Source organism: Pseudomonas sp. GR 6-02 (genome assembly GCF_001655615.1).
GTDB lineage: Bacteria > Pseudomonadota > Gammaproteobacteria > Pseudomonadales > Pseudomonadaceae > Aquipseudomonas.
Genome location: NZ_CP011567.1, coordinates 2,678,584 through 2,695,945, shown reverse-complemented (window position 1 = coordinate 2,695,945; position 17,362 = coordinate 2,678,584). Strand labels below are relative to the sequence as shown.

19 protein-coding genes are annotated in these 17,362 nt (G+C 58.0%); 13 read left to right on the top strand and 6 right to left on the bottom strand.

What is annotated here, in order from left to right; translation table 11 throughout:
* The first annotated feature begins 18 nt into the window (after nucleotides 1-18).
* The 10 genes from PGR6_RS12085 to PGR6_RS12040 are packed head-to-tail and all read left to right on the top strand — an operon-like array spanning nucleotide 19 to nucleotide 8,032.
* A complete protein-coding gene (locus tag PGR6_RS12085; RefSeq protein ID WP_082920845.1) occupies nucleotides 19-1,527 on the top strand; it encodes an alpha/beta hydrolase domain-containing protein in 1,509 nt (502 codons plus the stop codon).
* 20 nt (nucleotides 1,528-1,547) lie between these two features.
* A complete protein-coding gene (locus PGR6_RS12080) occupies nucleotides 1,548-2,036 on the top strand; it encodes a DUF6644 family protein (RefSeq protein ID WP_019578577.1) in 489 nt (162 codons plus the stop codon).
* A gap of 32 nt (nucleotides 2,037-2,068) precedes the next feature.
* Complete coding sequence (locus PGR6_RS12075; protein ID WP_064617289.1) at nucleotides 2,069-2,557, top strand: DUF6644 family protein; 489 nt, start codon at nucleotides 2,069-2,071, stop codon at nucleotides 2,555-2,557.
* 38 nt (nucleotides 2,558-2,595) lie between these two features.
* Nucleotides 2,596-3,318 (top strand): DUF6162 family protein, encoded by a 723-nt coding sequence (locus PGR6_RS12070; protein WP_064617287.1) that lies wholly within the window; start codon nucleotides 2,596-2,598, stop codon nucleotides 3,316-3,318.
* A complete protein-coding gene (locus tag PGR6_RS12065) occupies nucleotides 3,315-4,247 on the top strand; it encodes a metal ABC transporter solute-binding protein, Zn/Mn family (protein ID WP_064617285.1) in 933 nt (310 codons plus the stop codon). The genes PGR6_RS12070 and PGR6_RS12065 overlap by 4 nt, the downstream gene beginning before the upstream one ends.
* The gene (locus tag PGR6_RS12060; RefSeq protein ID WP_064617283.1) at nucleotides 4,244-4,951 is read left to right on the top strand and encodes a metal ABC transporter ATP-binding protein; all 708 of its coding nucleotides are present in this window, start codon (nucleotides 4,244-4,246) and stop codon (nucleotides 4,949-4,951) included. Before PGR6_RS12065 ends, PGR6_RS12060 begins: the two co-directional genes overlap by 4 nt.
* A complete protein-coding gene (locus tag PGR6_RS12055; RefSeq protein ID WP_064617281.1) occupies nucleotides 4,948-5,853 on the top strand; it encodes a metal ABC transporter permease in 906 nt (301 codons plus the stop codon). The genes PGR6_RS12060 and PGR6_RS12055 overlap by 4 nt, the downstream gene beginning before the upstream one ends.
* Nucleotides 5,854-5,888: 35 nt before the next feature.
* Nucleotides 5,889-6,845, top strand: coding sequence for a metal ABC transporter solute-binding protein, Zn/Mn family (locus tag PGR6_RS12050; RefSeq protein ID WP_064617279.1), 957 nt, complete (start codon nucleotides 5,889-5,891; stop codon nucleotides 6,843-6,845).
* A 30-nt stretch (nucleotides 6,846-6,875) separates the two neighbouring features.
* A complete protein-coding gene (locus PGR6_RS12045; RefSeq protein WP_026331603.1) occupies nucleotides 6,876-7,199 on the top strand; it encodes a hypothetical protein in 324 nt (107 codons plus the stop codon).
* A gap of 8 nt (nucleotides 7,200-7,207) precedes the next feature.
* On the top strand, nucleotides 7,208-8,032 hold the full coding sequence (locus tag PGR6_RS12040) for a DUF4198 domain-containing protein (protein WP_019649044.1): 825 nt from the start codon (nucleotides 7,208-7,210) through the stop codon (nucleotides 8,030-8,032).
* Between the two features lie 47 nt (nucleotides 8,033-8,079).
* Here PGR6_RS12040 and PGR6_RS12035 read toward each other — a convergent pair whose 3' ends face one another.
* Nucleotides 8,080-8,520, bottom strand: a complete 441-nt coding sequence (locus PGR6_RS12035) for a CBS domain-containing protein (protein ID WP_064617276.1) — start codon at nucleotides 8,518-8,520, stop codon at nucleotides 8,080-8,082.
* 91 nt (nucleotides 8,521-8,611) lie between these two features.
* On the bottom strand, nucleotides 8,612-9,619 hold the full coding sequence (locus tag PGR6_RS12030; RefSeq protein WP_064617274.1) for an AraC family transcriptional regulator: 1,008 nt from the start codon (nucleotides 9,617-9,619) through the stop codon (nucleotides 8,612-8,614).
* A 241-nt stretch (nucleotides 9,620-9,860) separates the two neighbouring features.
* Between PGR6_RS12030 and antA the strand changes: the two genes are divergently transcribed.
* From antA to antC, 3 genes are read left to right on the top strand one after another with little or no spacing between them, the layout of a single operon-like run.
* Nucleotides 9,861-11,246, top strand: a complete 1,386-nt coding sequence (gene antA, locus PGR6_RS12025; RefSeq protein ID WP_064617272.1) for an anthranilate 1,2-dioxygenase large subunit — start codon at nucleotides 9,861-9,863, stop codon at nucleotides 11,244-11,246.
* Between the two features lies 1 nt (nucleotide 11,247).
* Nucleotides 11,248-11,736 carry an anthranilate 1,2-dioxygenase small subunit gene (gene antB, locus PGR6_RS12020; RefSeq protein WP_064617270.1) on the top strand — a complete coding sequence of 163 codons (489 nt, stop codon included), beginning with the start codon at nucleotides 11,248-11,250 and terminating at the stop codon, nucleotides 11,734-11,736.
* Between the two features lie 18 nt (nucleotides 11,737-11,754).
* Complete coding sequence (gene antC, locus PGR6_RS12015; RefSeq protein ID WP_064617268.1) at nucleotides 11,755-12,786, top strand: anthranilate 1,2-dioxygenase electron transfer component AntC; 1,032 nt, start codon at nucleotides 11,755-11,757, stop codon at nucleotides 12,784-12,786.
* A 92-nt stretch (nucleotides 12,787-12,878) separates the two neighbouring features.
* Here antC and PGR6_RS12010 read toward each other — a convergent pair whose 3' ends face one another.
* The 4 genes from PGR6_RS12010 to PGR6_RS11995 all read right to left on the bottom strand — a co-directional run bounded on the left by PGR6_RS12010 (nucleotide 12,879) and on the right by PGR6_RS11995 (nucleotide 17,323).
* On the bottom strand, nucleotides 12,879-14,426 hold the full coding sequence (locus PGR6_RS12010; protein ID WP_064617266.1) for a methyl-accepting chemotaxis protein: 1,548 nt from the start codon (nucleotides 14,424-14,426) through the stop codon (nucleotides 12,879-12,881).
* Nucleotides 14,427-14,525: 99 nt separating this feature from the next.
* Nucleotides 14,526-15,473, bottom strand: coding sequence for a SphA family protein (locus PGR6_RS12005; RefSeq protein WP_064617262.1), 948 nt, complete (start codon nucleotides 15,471-15,473; stop codon nucleotides 14,526-14,528).
* 43 nt (nucleotides 15,474-15,516) lie between these two features.
* Nucleotides 15,517-16,059: a flavin reductase family protein gene (locus PGR6_RS12000; protein ID WP_064617260.1), complete on the bottom strand. Its 543-nt coding sequence runs from the start codon at nucleotides 16,057-16,059 to the stop codon at nucleotides 15,517-15,519.
* Nucleotides 16,060-16,084: 25 nt separating this feature from the next.
* On the bottom strand, nucleotides 16,085-17,323 hold the full coding sequence (locus tag PGR6_RS11995; protein WP_064617258.1) for a styrene monooxygenase/indole monooxygenase family protein: 1,239 nt from the start codon (nucleotides 17,321-17,323) through the stop codon (nucleotides 16,085-16,087).
* Nucleotides 17,324-17,362 lie beyond the last annotated feature (39 nt).

Below are 17,362 nucleotides of genomic sequence, written 5' to 3'. Positions count from 1 at the left end.
GCCATCGGAGCTGACCAAATGGAAAGACTGACAACCATCAGCATCCTGCGGCCGACGCTGCAAAGCGCCCTGCTGTTGCTGATCCTCACGTCGAACACATTCGCCGAGGTGCCCCGAATGCCCACGGCCATCGCGGTGCCGCCCTCCGGCAAGCCACCGCTCTCGTCGGCGAAACGCCCGGGCACCGAATACAGCGACCTCGACAAGTACGGCTACATCGAGGAGGAGTTTTACCTGCAAGGCGTTGCCCCGGCCATTACCGCCTCGGGCAAAACCCTGTTGGAGGCGCCTTACACCACACGCATTCTGGTGCGCAAACCGGCTGACCCCGCGCGCTTCAATGGCACGGTCGTGATCGAGCCGTTCAGCTGGTTCGGCGAGCGCGCCGCGGGATGGATCCTGACCCGCGACTATTTGCTGCGTCGCGGCTACGCGTACGTCGGGTACACGCTGAATGTGAACAAGCCACCAGTCGATCCCAAGTTCATCTCGGACACCCCGGCTGCCGAGGCCGAGCAGATCGCTCAGTACGGACGGATCGTGAACTTCGAGTTCATGCGCCGCTTCGACTTTGCACGCTACGCGCCGCTGGGCACCTATTACGACCCGGAACACTTCACCCGCGGTGAAGCTCCCGATCCGTTTGCTCCACAGTCCCAGGGCATCGGGGCGCAACTGGCGTTGCTGCTGAAAACCAATGCAGCGCAAAGCCCGTTGGCCGGTCTCGATGTTCAACGCATCTACGTCAATAGCTGGGCCGTGACCGCGCAAGTCTGGATGGACTACCTCGACCAGGGCCGGCACCAGCAATGGCGTATGCCCGACGCAAGGCCGCTGATCGATGCCTACATGACCGGCCGCATGGCCTACGGAGAAGTGGGCGGCGACGTCATCCGGGTGCCGCGCCATACGCCCGATGGCGTGCCGTTCGTGACCGTCTACAGCCAGTCCGAACTGATGCACGACGTGATCGAAGGCATCAACCTGCCGCCGGACACCGACAGCCCGCAGATTCGCTATTACGAAGTGACCGGCATGCCGCACCTGCGGCTGGCCGACCTCGGTACGGAGCATACCGAAAAGCTCGCTGCCGACATCGGCAAGGGCGACGACCCACGGTGCCGGACGCTGTACGACGAACCGGCGGAGCTGGTCGTCTCGGCGCTCCTGGATCGCATGGACCAATGGGTGCGCCAAGGCAAACCCATGCCGAATGCTCCGCGGGTCGCCCGCGATGGCAAGACCGCCGCGCGCGACCCTGTTACCGGCAACCTGCAAGGGGGCGTACGCCCACCGTGGATCCAGGTGCCCAGTGCGACCTACCTCACGGATCAGGAGACCGGCTGCGGACTGATCTACGACACCAAGGTGCCTTACTCCAAGGACGTGCTTGACCAGCGTTATGGAAGCTTCAGCAACTACGAACAGAAATTCGAAGACGCCAAAGCCCTTTCGATAAAGGAAGGCTACCTACTGCCAGAAGATGCGGCGGGCCTGCGTTCGATCGCAACGCCTCAAGACTTCTAACCCATTGGGAAGAACAGCAAATGTCATCATCACTCATCATTGCCTGGATCTATGCGTCACCTTTGAGCACAGCCATCCGGGACATTCTCTGGATCATACCCACCGTCCAGAGCATTCATATCCTCGCTATCACAGTGCTCTTCGGCTCTGCGGTCATCTCCGATCTTCGGCTGGCGGGTGTGTTCGCCACGGACGAGCCCTTGCGTGGCGTCGTTCGCCGGTACTACCCGTGGATGCGCAATGCGCTCCTCGTCCTGCTCTTCACGGGGTTGATCATGATCATCGCCGAGCCTGATCGCGTACTCGTCAACTCGACCTTCTGGCTGAAGATGGCGCTGGTCGTGAGTGCGTTCACGCTGACCTTGCTTCTGCGGCGCCCCCTTCTGCGCCCTGCCGACGATGCACAACGTGATGACAAGCCTCCTCTTGTCAAGGCGCTAGCCTGGCTGTCGATCGGCTTGTGGTGCGTCGTCATCATCTGTGGTCGCTGGATCGCCTACGCGATCTAAGCGTTTTCAACGAAAGCTCCCAGGTATTCGCCATGGACATTCAACCAACACTACAAGCCCTCCAGGACACCTCTGTCGCCACCTTCATCCGAGAGTCGGGCTCCGCTTTTCCAACCCTTGAATCGGTGCATGTGATCGGCATCGCCCTTGTGTTCGGGACCATCGCCGTCGTCGATTTGCGTCTGCTCGGCGTTGCCTCCCATCGCCGCAGCGCGCTACGGCTGATAAAAGGTTTGCTGCCGTTCACCTGGGTCGCTTTCGTGGCTTGCGTGATCACCGGCCTGCTCATGTTCGCCGCCAATGCCACGACCTATGCCGAGAACACCGCGTTCTTGTGCAAGATGGGCGTGTTACTGCTGGCGGGGCTCAACATGGGGGTATTCCATTTGGGCGTCTTTCGCCGCATTGCCGAATGGGACACAACGCTAACGCCTCCCAGCCAGGCGCGTGTCGCAGGGTTCAGTTCGTTGGCATTGTGGGCGGGCGTGGTGTTCCTCGGCCGCTGGATCGCGTTTCTCTGATGGCTCGTCTATCGCCGCGTCGCGCATCCGGTGCAGATATGCCCTGCGATCACGCAAACAGCGCAATCAAGGTGGTGCGCCCGGTATCCGGCCGATGGGAATCGCTGGCACTGTTGCTTGCGGCCCTGGCAGTCATCGCCAGCGTGGCAGGCTATATAACGCTGCGCCCCCAGAAAGTCGGCCCACCGATAACCTTGAGCTGGCAGGTGCGTTCCTTCGATGGCCTGGGTGCGGTCGATCAGGCGATTCACAGCGCTCTGCTGCCGGCCGGTGAAGAAATCATCTGGTTCAACAACGATACCGGCGGCTGGATCACGCTGGAACGTGCGCAGAAAATCTTGCTGCCGCCCTTCTACCGTGACGCCTTCTGGAAGACCAATGGCGAGGTGCAGTGGCAATTGATTCTGCCTGGCACTCACCTGCCGCATGCCGCTTCCGGCGACGTGCACGCCGATGCGCCTGTCACCCCGCCGGACCAGACCGCCAACAAGGTGTCGCAAGCCACCCAGGGCCAGGGCGCTACGGTCTATTACGGCTCGGGCGGCCGCGCGCCGGGCCAGAGCGCCTACCTGCTCGTCATCGGTCACGCGCATGCCGGTGTCATGTGGGCCAACCAAGCGACGATCTGGGTCCACCGCGACCCGAACGCGCCCTACCCTGGCATCGTCAAGCCCGAATCGCTGGTCGGCGATGGCTGGCGCCAGGTCATCCCTTACAACGGTGCCAGCGAAGTCGAACGCGTAAAAGGAACCCAGCCATGACCGTTTCTATGAAACACCGCGCACTGTGGCGCCGATGCATCGCGCTATTGCTGCTGATACCCGCCATCGCACTCGCCAGCCCGGCTCCCTCTTCGGGCAAGAAGCTCAAGATCGGCGTCACACTGCATCCCTACTACAGCTTCGTGGCAAATATCGTTGGAGATCGGGCGGAAGTCGTTGCGCTCATCCCGGCGGAAGCGAATCCGCACAACTACCAGCCGCAGCCCGATGACATCACCCGCGCGATGAATATCGATGTTCTGGTCGTCAACGGCATCGGACACGATGAATGGGCCTTCCAGATCATCAAGGCCGCTGGCCGCGGGGCGACCCTGCCGATCATCCAGGCCAATGCCTCGGTTGCGCTCATTCCAATCGGCGGCGGCCAGGACGGCGTCAAGGTGGTCAATCCGCATACCTTCGTATCCACCACGGCAGCGATACAACAGGTCTTCGAGATCACTCGCCGGTTGGGGGAACTGGACCCGGACAACGCTGCGGCGTATCGACAAAACGCCCTGGCGTATGCCGCGCGTATCCGGGCGCTAAGGGCCGGCTTCATGACCCGTTTCGCCGCGCTGGATTTGTCTTCCTTCCGGTGCGCGACAACGCACGCTGGCTACGACTACATGATGCAAGAGTTCGGCCTGTTCGTGAGTGCGGTGATCGAGCCGCGTCACGGCGTCGCGCCGACTGCGCGCCAGTTGGCCAACACCATCGACGCGATCAAGAAGGCCAATGTGCGTGTGCTTTTTGCCGAGAAGAATTTCTCCCTCGACCTGGCCAAGCCTATCGAGGCAGCCACCGGCGTGAAGGTGTTCGCGCTGTCTCACATCACCGGTAATACCTACAGCCCGGACGAATTCGAGGTGGCGATGCGTGAAAACCTCGAGACCTTGGCCGAAGCCGTTGAGTTTACGCAGCGATGAACGCGATGAAAGAGGAACAAGCGATGCGCGGCCCCGCCATAGTGTTCGATAACGTCTCCCTGCAACTGGGAGGTACGCAAGTGCTCGACAAAGTGAGCTTCCGGGTAGAAGCCGGTGCGCTGCACTGCCTGGTAGGCCCGAACGGCGGCGGCAAGACTTCACTGGTGCGTGCGCTGCTGGGCCAGATGCCGCATTCAGGGACGGTCCGGTTCGAAGGCGAGGTCACGACACCCATGGGGTATGTCCCGCAATTGCCGGACTTCGACCGCAACGTGCCGATGACGGTCAACGACATCATGGCCCTTCTCGGTCAACGCAGGCCGGCCTTCCTGGGCTCAAGCCGATCTGCCAAGGCGGCCAATGCCCAAGCACTGGAGCGCACCGGCGTGGCCGGAATGGGCGCAAAACCTTTTGGCAGCCTGTCCGGTGGCCAGCGTCAGCGAGTGCTGCTGGCCCAGGCGATCAGCCCGGCGCCCTGGCTACTGATCCTTGACGAACCGACCGCCGGCATCGACGAACCGGGTGTGCGACTGGTGGAGGCGCTGGTGGCCGAGCTGAACGGCCGCGGCGTCACCATCCTCTGGATCAACCATGACCTGGAACAAGTCAGGCGCATCGCGCAATCGGTGACCGTTATCAACCGGCGGGTGCTGTTCCATGGTTCGCCCGACCAGGTCGCCTACCCTCTGGAGGCTACCCAATGAGTGCCCTGTACGAATTGATTCGCAACCAGCTCCAGGCGCTTGCCGCGAGTGGCATCCTGCCGCAACCGTTCGAGTACGAGTTCGTGATCAATGCGCTGCTCTGTGCAGTGCTCATCGGACCGCTACTGGGCGTGCTGGGCTCGATGGTGATGATCAAGCGCATGGCGTTCTTCAGTCAGGCCGTCGGTAATGCGGCGATGACCGGCGTTGCCATTGGCGTGCTGATCGGCGAGTCCTACACCTCCCCCTACTTCTCAATGTTCGGCTTTTGCCTGCTGTTCGCCCTGACGCTGAAGTACACGCAGCACCGCACCACGCTGGCCAATGACACGCTGATCGGCGTGTTCTTGTCCATCTCGCTGGCGGTCGGGGCCTCGTTGCTGCTGTTCGTGTCGGCGAAGATCAACACGCACGTAATGGAAAGCGTGCTGTTCGGTTCCATCCTGGCGGTCGACTACACCGACATGAACGTGCTGCTTGCGGTAACGGCGACGTGTGCTCTGCTCGGACTGCCGATGTACAACGGCATGCTGTTGGCCAGCCTCAATCCGAGCCTGGCACATGCTCGCGGCGTGCGCGTGCGAAGCGTCGAGTACCTGTTTGTCGTACTGGTCACCCTGGTGACGGTAGCCTGCCTGAAAATCATCGGCGCAGTACTCGTCGAAGCCCTTCTGCTCATACCGGCCGCGGCAGCACGCAACATCAGCCATTCGCTCCCGGGGCTGGTCGTGCGCGCCATCCTGATCGCGACTTTTTCCTGCGTGGTCGGCATCCTGGCACCCATGCAATTCCACATCCCCGTACCGACAGGCGGCGCAATCGTGATCGTCGCCGCCCTGGTGTTCGTCGTCACCACCGTCATCCGCGCTACCGGGGCCCGGTTCAGAGGTGCCAGCGTATGAAATGGCTTTGCATGTCACGTCGACCCTGGCTAGCGATGCTGCTACTGCTGCTGGGCAATCCGCTTTCTGCCTTCGCGGATACCGGCAGGCAGCAGGTGCTTGTCGCACTGCCGGCGGTGTATGCGCTCACCTCGACGCTCAGCGACGGCACGACCCTCAAGGTCGTCCGCCTTCCGGCAGACGCTGCCGTGCCCATGGAGAGCCAGGCCAACGCGCTATCGCGCCTGGAGCCCGCCGTGTTCCAGCAGGCCACCGCCGTGGTGACCCTGGGCAACCTCTGGCGCGCGGATCCGCTTTACACCACGGCACGTCGCCACAATCTGCGAATCGTCGAGATCGATGCCTCGCACTCATGGGACACCGTCAAGCCCGGAGTGGCCGTGGCCCGCGTGCCATCGAACGACGTTCCCTGGGTAACCGAACGCGACGTCGATGACGGACTGTCGCCGTACGCCTGGCTCGGCCCCGTCAACGCCATGCGCATGTCGGCGATTATCGCTACCGACCTGGCACGCCTGTCTCCCCCCGATGCGCCTCGGATAGAGCGCAACCTCGCCGCACTCGAAGGCCGATTGCGCCAGCTCAAGGCCAACTACGGTGCCCGGCTGCTGGCAGTGCCGGATCTGCGCGTGCTGTCGCTGGCCGATGAGTTCACCTACTTGTTCGGCGAGTTCGGGATTTTTGTCGACGGCTGGTTCGTCCGACAGGACATCGACTGGAGCGACGCCGACTGCACCGCACTCACCCGATACCTGCGCGAGCGTGACATCCACGTGGTGGTCCACAAGTGGGCACCGGACGCCAGGATTGCCAAGGCCATCGAGGACGGCGGCGCACGGTTGTTGATACTGGACGCCGGCAACCCGGGAATGCTCGCCGACGCGGCCAACGGGTACGAAGCACTCCTGAGTTCGAACCTGGATTCCTTACTGACGGCCTTCGCGCCACCTGGCCCCAATACGAGCGGCGATCACAAATCGCCGCTCCAATGATCAACCTCGACCGTGGAGATCGAAGACCTTATGAAACCCCTAGGCTCAGCACATCGGATACTGATCGCCGGCGCCCTGGTGTTCTGCCAGGCAGCCTTCGCTCATGGCCCCGTCTTCGACTGCTACATCGAGAGCGATGATCTGGTGAAGTGCGAGGCGGGTTACACCGACGGCAGCTCCGCCGCTGGCAGAAAAGTCCATGTCCAGGACACCAGCAACAAGGTGTTGCTCGAAGGAAACGTCGGCACCGACAACACCTACGCATTCCAGCCCCCAGCCGGGAAATACTCCGTTGTGTTCATGGGCGGAGACAACCATCAAGCCACGATTCAATCATCCGACATTTCAAGGTGAAATCGACCATGCCGATCAAACGACGACTGCTCCAGGCACTTGCCGCCGTTACATTAGGTTGCCTGACAGGCGCTGCACAGGCCCATTTCCAGATGCTCTACGTCGAGGAAACGGCGCTGCCGCGTGCGGATAAACTGGAGTTCGCGCTGGTGTTCACGCATCCCTTCTCCGGCGGCCCCACCATGACCATGGATGAACCCCGCGCCTTTAGCCACATCAGCTCGCACGGCGGGGAAAAAATCGATCTGCGCCAATACTTGCGCCCTGTCCAGTGGCAGAGTCGCGATAACCAAACGACTGCCTATCGTGCGTCGATTCCGCGGGAGTTGGTTCGCTCACTGGGTGACCATATCTTCGTACTCGAGCCCGAGCCCTACCTGGAAACCGAGGAAGACGTCTACATCCAACAGTTCACCAAGCTGATCGTGAACGTGGGCGGAGTACCCGGCAACTGGGCAGAACCACAAGGGTTGCCGGTTGAGATCCAGCCACTGAACAAGCCTTATGCAAACTGGACAGGCGGAGTGTTCCGCGCCTTGGTGCTGGCCGATGGCAAGCCCGTTCCGTTCGCCGAAATCGAAATCGAATACATTAACCATTCCGTCGATATCGAGAAAAACGCCTTTGGCCAGCAAGACTATGTAACGGCACCTCAAGCTTCATTCAAATCCCTGAGCTCCTACACGGACGCCCAGGGCATCGTGACCATCGGCCTGCCCCGGGCCGGCTGGTGGGGTATTGCAGCGCTCGACATCGGTACAACAAAAACCCACAAGGGCAAACCCTTGTCGCAAGACGCGGTGCTGTGGGTGCAGGCCAGGGATATGAAATGACACAAGCACATCCACGGTCGGTCGTCCGAACCGTTCTGCCCAAAAAATCAATGTCCGCGAATGTACCGTTCAAGCTGCTGTATCAGGTCTGCTTGCTCTGCAATAGAAGCCTTTACCAGATCGCCAATCGACAGCAAACCAAGCAATTCTCCTTTTTCCACAACCGGCAGATGACGAAGATGGCTATCGGTCATGATCCCCATGCAAGCCTCGATACTCTGACGAGAGTCCACGGTTATTGCTGGAAAACTCATGACATCCCTCACGGGTGTACCCGCTGAAGAGCGCCCTTGAAGCACCATCTTGCGCGCATAATCCCGCTCACTGATAACGCCGATTACGCTCCCGTTCTCGACGACCGGCAAAGCACCAACGTTCCGTTCGGCCATAGTCCTGATCGCGTCCAGAACCATTTGACCCGGTAGAACAGTGTGAACTTTATGATTAGCTTCTGGCTTTAAACGAAGTAGTTGCGCAACCGTTTTCATAATGCTCTTCTCTTATTTTTTCCACGCAAGCGCCTTTACCGGGCGATCAGACCGCAATCAATCAAAATAGATAATAAAAGCTCGCACAGACTCAGTGACTGCGACTTCTCTCAACCGTCTTCGATGGCACTTCCGAAAATAATTTCTTATAGTCGGATGAGAACCGACCCAAGTGATTAAATCCCCAGCGCATGGCCACCGCAGTAATATTTTCATTGCAGCCGCCTTCCATCAACGCCTGCCTTACAGCTTCAAGCCGAAAACGCTTTAAGTACACAGTTGGCGTGACACCAAAGTACTTCTTGAAGTCATCATGCAGTTTGAAGCGAGACACGCCCACCGCCCGCCCGACTTCGTCCAGATCGACGTCATCGCCAGCATGCTCATTGATAAACTGCTTGGCCTTCAACAAATACTCAGGGCAGCGACTTTGCGAAACGCCAGCCAACTCGCTTGAATAATTGTTTGGCTGCGACAAGATCAAGCCCTTTATCAGCGCTTTTTCCATATCACGAACCATGGAAACATGACCAAAAAAGTTACGCGCCTGATCCATCTCCGCAAGCAGGTATCTGACCAGTCGCCACCATGCCGCCGGCGCGCCCTGACTTGTACCTACTCGCGTCTCGAAGACAATTGGCTGTTGCGTGGGTCGCTGTAATAGTTCCTCCAACATCTGGCGCATGGCTGCACACTTGATGGCGACCTGAATTTTCCGGCAATTACCTGCAATAGAAAGCTCTTGCTGATCATAAGGCGACACGATGAGTCCGTTATCACTATCGGACATCAGCAATCCATTGGGTTTTCGAAGCTCCTGTTGCCCCCGGATCGGAAGACTGATGCTGTAGCTGTTGAGCTCTGACGCATCAATATCAATAGTGACATCGGTACCGTATTCGATATACCCAATCACTGTAGACATCGACTTCAAAACGTTTCCGGCATGTTGAAAATGAAGACGTTGTGGAGACGAGGCCTTGAGCTCGTGGGGACCACAAATATTAACCATCCAGGCCTGCGCATTCTGCAGGTCATGATGCACCGCATGGATGTCTTGAAAATCAACATCGGACCCCGCATGAGTTTGCAGATTCATCGCAGCACCCTAATGGTTACAGATTAGCGACAACCCTACGTTTAAAGCCCCGGGATCGCTATCCGCATAATGCAAAAATGATCAAGAAAACGCATAAAACACCCTCGCCTGATGGTCCTCACGAAAAGCGCCCCCGCCCCCCCTCAGAAATGGATAGATATCGCCTCGAATCCGGATAGATGCACCACACAGAAAGGCTTTCAATCGGGTCGTGCCTAAAACTACAAAAAGGGTGTACCTGATGAACAGCTCTAGAAGCATTGCGCAGTGGCAAGATTACATTCAGGGTTGCCTGGATTTTCGGCCGGCCGAAGGTATTTACCGCGTCGCCCGTGACATGTTCACAGAGCCGGAACTGTTCGACCTGGAGATGGAACTGATCTTCGAGAAGAACTGGATCTACGCCTGCCACGAGAGTGAAATCGCCAATCCCAATGATTTCCTGACGATGCGCGCAGGTCGTCAGCCGATGATCATCACCCGCGATGGAAGCAATCAGCTCCACGCGCTGATCAACGCTTGCCAGCACCGGGGCGCGACCCTGACTCGCGTCAGCAAAGGTAACCAATCTACCTTCACCTGTCCGTTCCACGCCTGGTGTTACAAAAGTGATGGCCGCCTGGTCAAGGTCAAGGCTCCGGGGGAATACCCGGAAGGTTTCGACAAAGCAACCCGCGGCCTGAAGAAGGCCCGGATCGAGAGCTACAAGGGTTTCGTCTTTATCAGTCTGGACGTCAATGGCAGCGACTCGCTGGAAGACTACCTCGGCGATGCCAAAGTGTTCTTCGACATGATGGTCGCACAGTCTCCGACCGGCGAACTGGAAGTACTGCCCGGCAAGTCGACCTATAGCTATGACGGCAACTGGAAACTGCAGCACGAAAACGGCCTGGATGGTTATCACGTCAGCACCGTGCACTACAACTACGTCTCCACGGTGCAGCATCGCCAGCAAGTCAATGCGGCCAAGGGCGGTGGTTCCGACACGCTGGACTACAGCAAGTTGGGCGCCGGCGATGCCGAAACCGACGACGGCTGGTTCTCGTTCAAGAATGGCCACAGCCTCTTGTTCAGCGACATGCCCAACCCGACTGTACGCGCCGGTTATGCCAGCGTGATGCCGCGCCTGGTGAAGGAATACGGCCAGCAACAAGCCGAGTGGATGATGCATCGTCTACGCAATCTCAACATCTACCCAAGCCTGTTCTTCATGGATCAGATCAGCTCGCAGCTGCGTATCGTGCGCCCAGTGGCCTGGAACAAGACCGAGATCACCAGCCAGTGCATCGGCGTCAAGGGTGAGTCCGACGCAGATCGGGAAAACCGGATCCGCCAGTTCGAGGACTTCTTCAACGTTTCAGGCATGGGCACTCCCGACGACCTGGTGGAGTTTCGCGAAGCCCAACGCGGATTCCAGGCCCGCCTCGAGCGCTGGAACGAAGTGTCCCGCGGCAGTGAGAAATGGGTCGAAGGCCCCACCCCGAACAGCGAGGCTCTGGGCATCAAACCGGTACTGACCGGCACCGAGTTCACGCATGAGGGGCTCTACATCAATCAGCACGGATCCTGGCAGCGCTTCCTTCTGCAAGGTCTTGCACAAAAAGCCCTGAAGTTGAAGGAGGTGTGAAATGAGCGCACTACAACATTCCATCGAACAATTCCTCTACCGCAAAGCCGAGCTGTGTGATCAGCAGGATTGGGACGCCTACATCGCCCTGTTTGATGAACAGAGCGAATTCCACCTGCCGCAATGGGAGTCGGAGCATGTGTACACCACCGATCCCAAGCGCGGCATGTCGCTGATTTACTACTCGAACCGCTCCGGCCTGGAAGACCGGGTATTTCGTCTGCGCACAGGCAAGTCGGCAGCTTCAAACCCGATGCCGCGCACCTTGCATCAAATCAGCAATGTGCGAATCAAGGAGATCGATAACGGCTTGCTTGAAGTCAAGGCCGCCTGGGTCACGCTCTACACCCGGCAAGGGCTGTCCGAGCAGTTCTACGGCCATGTGACCTACCACCTCAAAGCGGACGCAGACAGCTGGAAGATCACCCGCAAGCACATCGTGCTGCTCAACGACACGATCAACTCAGTGCTTGATTTCTATCACCTGTGAACTGTGGGGCACGCTGTCATGAACCATAAAGTCGCTTTCAGCTTCGCAGATGGCAAGACCTCGTTCTTCGAGGTCAAGCCCAACGAACTGCTGCTCGACGCCGCGCTACGCAATGGCGTGAACATCCCGCTGGACTGTCGCGAAGGTGTCTGTGGCACTTGCCAGGGTCGCTGCGAATCAGGCCAATTCACTCAAGACTACGTCGATGAAGAGGCTCTTTCCGAGCAGGATCTGGCGCAACGCAAAATGCTCTCTTGCCAGACCCGCGTGCAATCGGATGCGTCGTTCTATTTCGACTTCGATTCGAGCTTGTGCAACGCTGGCGCAACCCGGTTACTGCAAACGGTGATCACCGGTGTAGAACAGGTGTCGGCCACCACGGCGATCCTTCATCTGGACGCTTGCGCCCACCAGCAGCAATTGGACTTTCTTCCGGGGCAATACGCTCGACTGCATGTACCGGGCACCAGTGAGTGGCGCTCCTACTCATTCGCCAACCGCCCCAACCCCACCAACCAATTGCAGTTTCTCATCAGGCTCCTGCCTGATGGCGTGATGAGCAACTTCATCCGCGAGCATTGCCGCCCCGGTCAAGTACTCGAGCTCGAGGCCCCATTGGGGAGCTTCTATCTACGTCAGGTGACCAAACCTCTCGTACTGGTGGCAGGAGGAACCGGCCTGTCGGCCTTCCTCGGGATGCTTGATAACATTGCAGAAAAAGGTGGCTGCGGGCACCCGATCCAACTGTTCTATGGCGTCACGCAGGACAATGACCTGTGCGAAACTCAACGCCTGGCTGATTATCGCGACCGCATCGCCGACTTCGACTATCACCTTGTGGTTTCGAAACCCTCCGTGGATTGGCAAGGTAAAACCGGGTGGATTCCTGATCACTTCGACCGTCAGTCGTTCGACGCCAACCCATTCGACATCTACCTGTGCGGTCCTCCGCCCATGGTCGACGCGATTAAAACCTGGTTCAACGATCAGAAGATCGAGCAGTTCCAGATGTATTACGAGAAGTTTATCGATAGCAATTCCAAACATTGAGCAACAGGGAAATATCCGGAGAAGCATCCAGATATTTCCCTGTTTTTTTTATCGCCTGATTACGTCGCAGCCAATCTCCCTTCCGCAAAAAATCAACGATCAAAACGCTCAGCCAAATGACGCAATGCTTCGGCCTGAGCTTTCAAGTCCTCACCAATTCTTTGACCATCCAATGCCTTGTCGACGCTTTGCGCGGATAGCTCAGCCACTTGCAGAACCTGCTGTGACAAGCTCTCGACTACCTGTGATTGCTGCTCCATGGCAGAGGCGATCTGCATGCTCATGCAGGATACTTGGGTCAGTGATAAATTCACTCCAGCCAGATTGCCCTGCACTGACTCCACTTCACGAGTGCTGTGTTGCGCAAATTCTCGGCCCTCATCGGTCAGTTGTACGGTGCGCTCGGTGGCATTACGCAGTTGCAACAAGAGCGGTTGAATTTGCTGGGTGGCTTGCTGGGTACGTGTTGCCAGTTGCCGTACCTCGTCAGCGACAACACTGAACCCCCTACCCGCTTCGCCGGCGCGAGCAGCCTCGATGGCGGCGTTCAGCGCCAACAAATTGGTTTGTCCGGCAATCGAACTGATAATGTTGGTGATAGCGCCGATGGACTCAGTGGAACTGGCCAGTTGTTGCACCGCCAATGCAATATCCCCAACGGACGTGCTGAGCTGCTGCATCGCATCAAGACTCTTGCCGGACAATTGTTCGCCATGACTGGCGAGCCTGACCGCTTCCTGAGTGGCCAGATTGGTCGCCTGAACGTTACCGGCAACCTCCTGGATAGTGGCCGCCAGTTCGCTCAGAGCGGTTACCGATAAGTCGGTTTCATCGCGTTGACGTTCCAGGCGCAGCGTTTCGGCCTGGATCAACTGGGCAAGCTCGACCACCCGCTGCTCGACAACTCCCCCGGTCGTCCCTATTCGCGACAACGCACTTTGCAGGCGGCTTTCCTCCGCAATCAGCGCCATCTCCATCAACGCGGCAGTACCGGGCGCATGACTGTAAATATTGGCGGTCAACGAATCGGTAAACGCTTTTGGATGGGCGATAAAAACCTGCTTGACGGCACGGCTCTGCCGCCAGTCCTGGACACCTGCCATAACGGCTAATCCAGCCACCACCACAGCGCTCTGAGCCCAAAAAGAGTCCAGCAGCCAAAGACCTGCCGACAACAATAATCCAAGAGGCAGGCTCGGTAATGCACAGGCCACCAGTCGATTGATACGAGCGCCCCACTGAAGAACGACACCTCCAGCACTCAAACGCGAATAGAGCTTTTCTGCACGCGCGGCTTGCGTTTGCGATGGCACGCTATAGACGGCCCCGTAGGCCTGAATCCCATCCGCGCCAAACACCGGTTTTATGTAGACGTTCAGCCAATAGGTCGAGCCATCCTTGCGCTGATTCTTCAACAGTCCCATCCAGGGTTTTCTTTGCAGCAGTGCACCCCACAGGCTACTGAAAATCTGCGGGGGCATATCAGGATGTTTAAGAAGGCTACTTGGCTGTTGCAACAACTCCTTACTCGTATACCCGCTAAGTTTGATAAATGCATCGCTACCGTGGGTAATGCGCCCCTGTAGGTCGGTACGACATATCAGGACAGCATTGTCTGAGGAAGTACGAGGTGTGGACATGACTGAAAGGTCCCAAAAAGGAAAAAAAAAGCCTGCCCATAAGGGCAGGCAGAAGACCAAAGTAATAGCAAGCGATGGAGCACGATGACTGCGGCGGTCTTAAAAGTGATGGACGTAGCGCACTTGCACACGACTGCCGTCAGGGCGGTTCTCTACGTCCTGTTCGAAGTACGCGTTCAAAAACACATGATCGTCCTTGGAGAAGCTATACATCGCCCCCGGACCAATGGCCCATACCTTTTCGCGACGACCGGAAACCTCATGGCCATCGACTTTGGTGTCGGTAATTTGCTTCAGCCAATAACCGTTGATACCCAGACGCAACTGCGGCGTCACCGCATACTCGGTCGCAAAGTTTGCATGTAAGGCCTGGCCAGCTTGAATATCATCAGCGCCACCAAACTCCGGTCCCGGATCATCATTCTTGCCGTTGTAAAGATAGTGAGCACGTACCGACGCGGTCCATTTTGGGGTAAACCAATAAGTAGCTGCCCAATAGGGGTCAAACGACCAGGCGTTGGCTCCGGGGTTGATGCCATGCTTATTGTCGTATTTGCCAGTCGGCACATTGACCTGCAATTCAATACGGTGCGCAAAACGCGGCCCATCGGGCCCCATGATCGGATCAAACTGGATCATCGGGCCTAACAGAAGATCACCCAGACCACTTTGAGCCTTTATCGCCGCATTATTCAGTCCGTCATCAACATCCATGCTGGTCACAAAAGGCAGCACGGCGTTCATGCCCAGCGTTGCGTTACCCAAGCGAATATCGGAAAAGTAGCTGACTTGCGTCACTGCGACCTGATAATCCAGTTCCTGTTTGGGCAAACCCAGTGCCTTGCCATTTTGATCTCGAAAACGATTAGCGCTGTAGTTCTGGAAGTATTCCTGAAAGTACCAACCCGGTCCGGCTGGCGGAGCGCCGTCGAGGAAACTGGTCAACCCCAGATTGACCACCGGCAAGTCATACGCCTGTGCCGGTTCAACTCCCAAGAGGCCAGAGCCCAGCACGCACACCGATAGCAGTTTTATTTTTGTTTTCATAACGCTCTCCACTTGCAGCAAGGCTAAAGGCAAGACTCCTGACTTATCGACTCAACCCGGGATGCTCTGCGGCCACTCGATACTGCCCGCAGTGAAACACCAGCGGTTCCCCTGCACCGTGGCGGTAGTGCTCGATTTGCCCAAGGAAAATCAGATGGTCACCGCCCTCGTACTGAGTGACATTGCGGCAGACCAGCGTAGCGATTACACCCTCGAGAAGCGGTACCCCGGCCTCCCCGGCCGTGAAGGCCACACCGGAGAACTTGTCGGGTGCGGGGCGTGCAAAACGTCCGGAAATATCGTGCTGTTCAGCCCCCAGAACATTGATCGCAAAATGGCTGCACGACAGGTAATCCACCAGGCTCGGAGCGTTGCGAGAAATGCTCCAAAGTATCAGTGGAGGATCGAGCGAGACTGACGAAAACGAATTAGCGGTCATGCCGACATTGCGGCCATCAGCCGTACGCGTGGTGATAACCGTGACCCCCGTAGCGAACTGCCCCAGCAGGTTGCGCAACTCGCGCGGATTACAGTCCTGTGCGCTAACCAGTTCGTGCTGGGTAGACTCTGCGGTAAATGCATTCATGATGAACTCCTGGCTCGATGGCGGCTCAAGCGGCCTGACGGGTCTTTTCCTGAATAAAGGCTTGGCAAGACTGGGCGTCGAACCACCAAGGGGCAAAGTTGCGAGGATCATCGAAGCCATTGGCGATGGCCGATGCCAGCGGCTTTGACTGACTCGCGGCGCCAAGCAGTTCGAGCAGATGTTGAGGCGGTGGTGTCAGCATGGTGTTGGTCCACTTGACCACATGCCGGGCATAGCTCCAGTACTGCTCGAAGGTTTCGTGCATCCAATCGGGGCTGAAGCCTTGTGCGCCACGGGCGACAATCGCATCCAGATAAACCTTGCTGCACTTGGCTGCATTGTTCGAGCCCTGGCCAGTAATAGGGTCGTTGACCACAAGCGCATCGGCCATGCCAAAAACCTTGCGCCCCGACGGCAACGTCAGCACCGGTTTGCGCACCATCGGCGTGAAGCGCCCAGACAGGAAACCCTTGTCATCGGTCATTTCCAGGGACCGGCAGCGTTCGGCTTCCCAGGGTACGTAGCGATTGACCAGTTCCAGGCTTTTCTCAAGATGTTGCTCGGCAGACGTGATCCCCTGCCAGCAATCCATCGGCCCGCCCGGAATCCCTTCGAAGACCATGATTTCGCAAGGTCCAGTGGTCGTCAGGCAAGGAAACACAAAGTATTCGCCTACACCTGGTATCAGGTTGAAGCTGACCCGTGAAAACGGCGACATCGGTGTCATGCCCCTCACATAGGTCAATGACAGCGCCCGTTGCGGTTGCTGAAACTGAGTCCGCTCGGCATCTTTTTCGAACAGATTGACGATTTCGCCCTTGCCTGCTGCCAGCAGTACAAGGTCATGGCTGGTCGACAAAAGCTCCAACTCGGCCACACCGACATCCTGGATAATGACCTCGCCACCCCGCTTCGCGACTTCGTCCAGCCATACCGGCATTTTCAGACGCTGATCGACGGATTGGGCGTAGCGATCCAGCCGGGTACTCCAGCTGAACAGTGGCTCATTCGGATTCTCGGGGTTGGGCACGGTCAGACCAATCCCTTCAACGGCAGGACATTGGTCTTCCCAGAAGTTCAGCCCCAGATCACGCTCGCTTTGCAGGGCGGCGTTGAACATGCACTGGCTGGACATCACCTTACCGTTGCGAATGTCCTCGCCGTTACGGTTAGTGGTCAGGGTCACATGGTAGCCCTTGGCGAGCAGACCGAGTGCGAGTTGCAGGCCGGCTTGACCGGCTCCGACGATGGCGATTCGACGCATTGTTATTCTCCTGGTTATCGACGGTTACAGGTGCAGCAT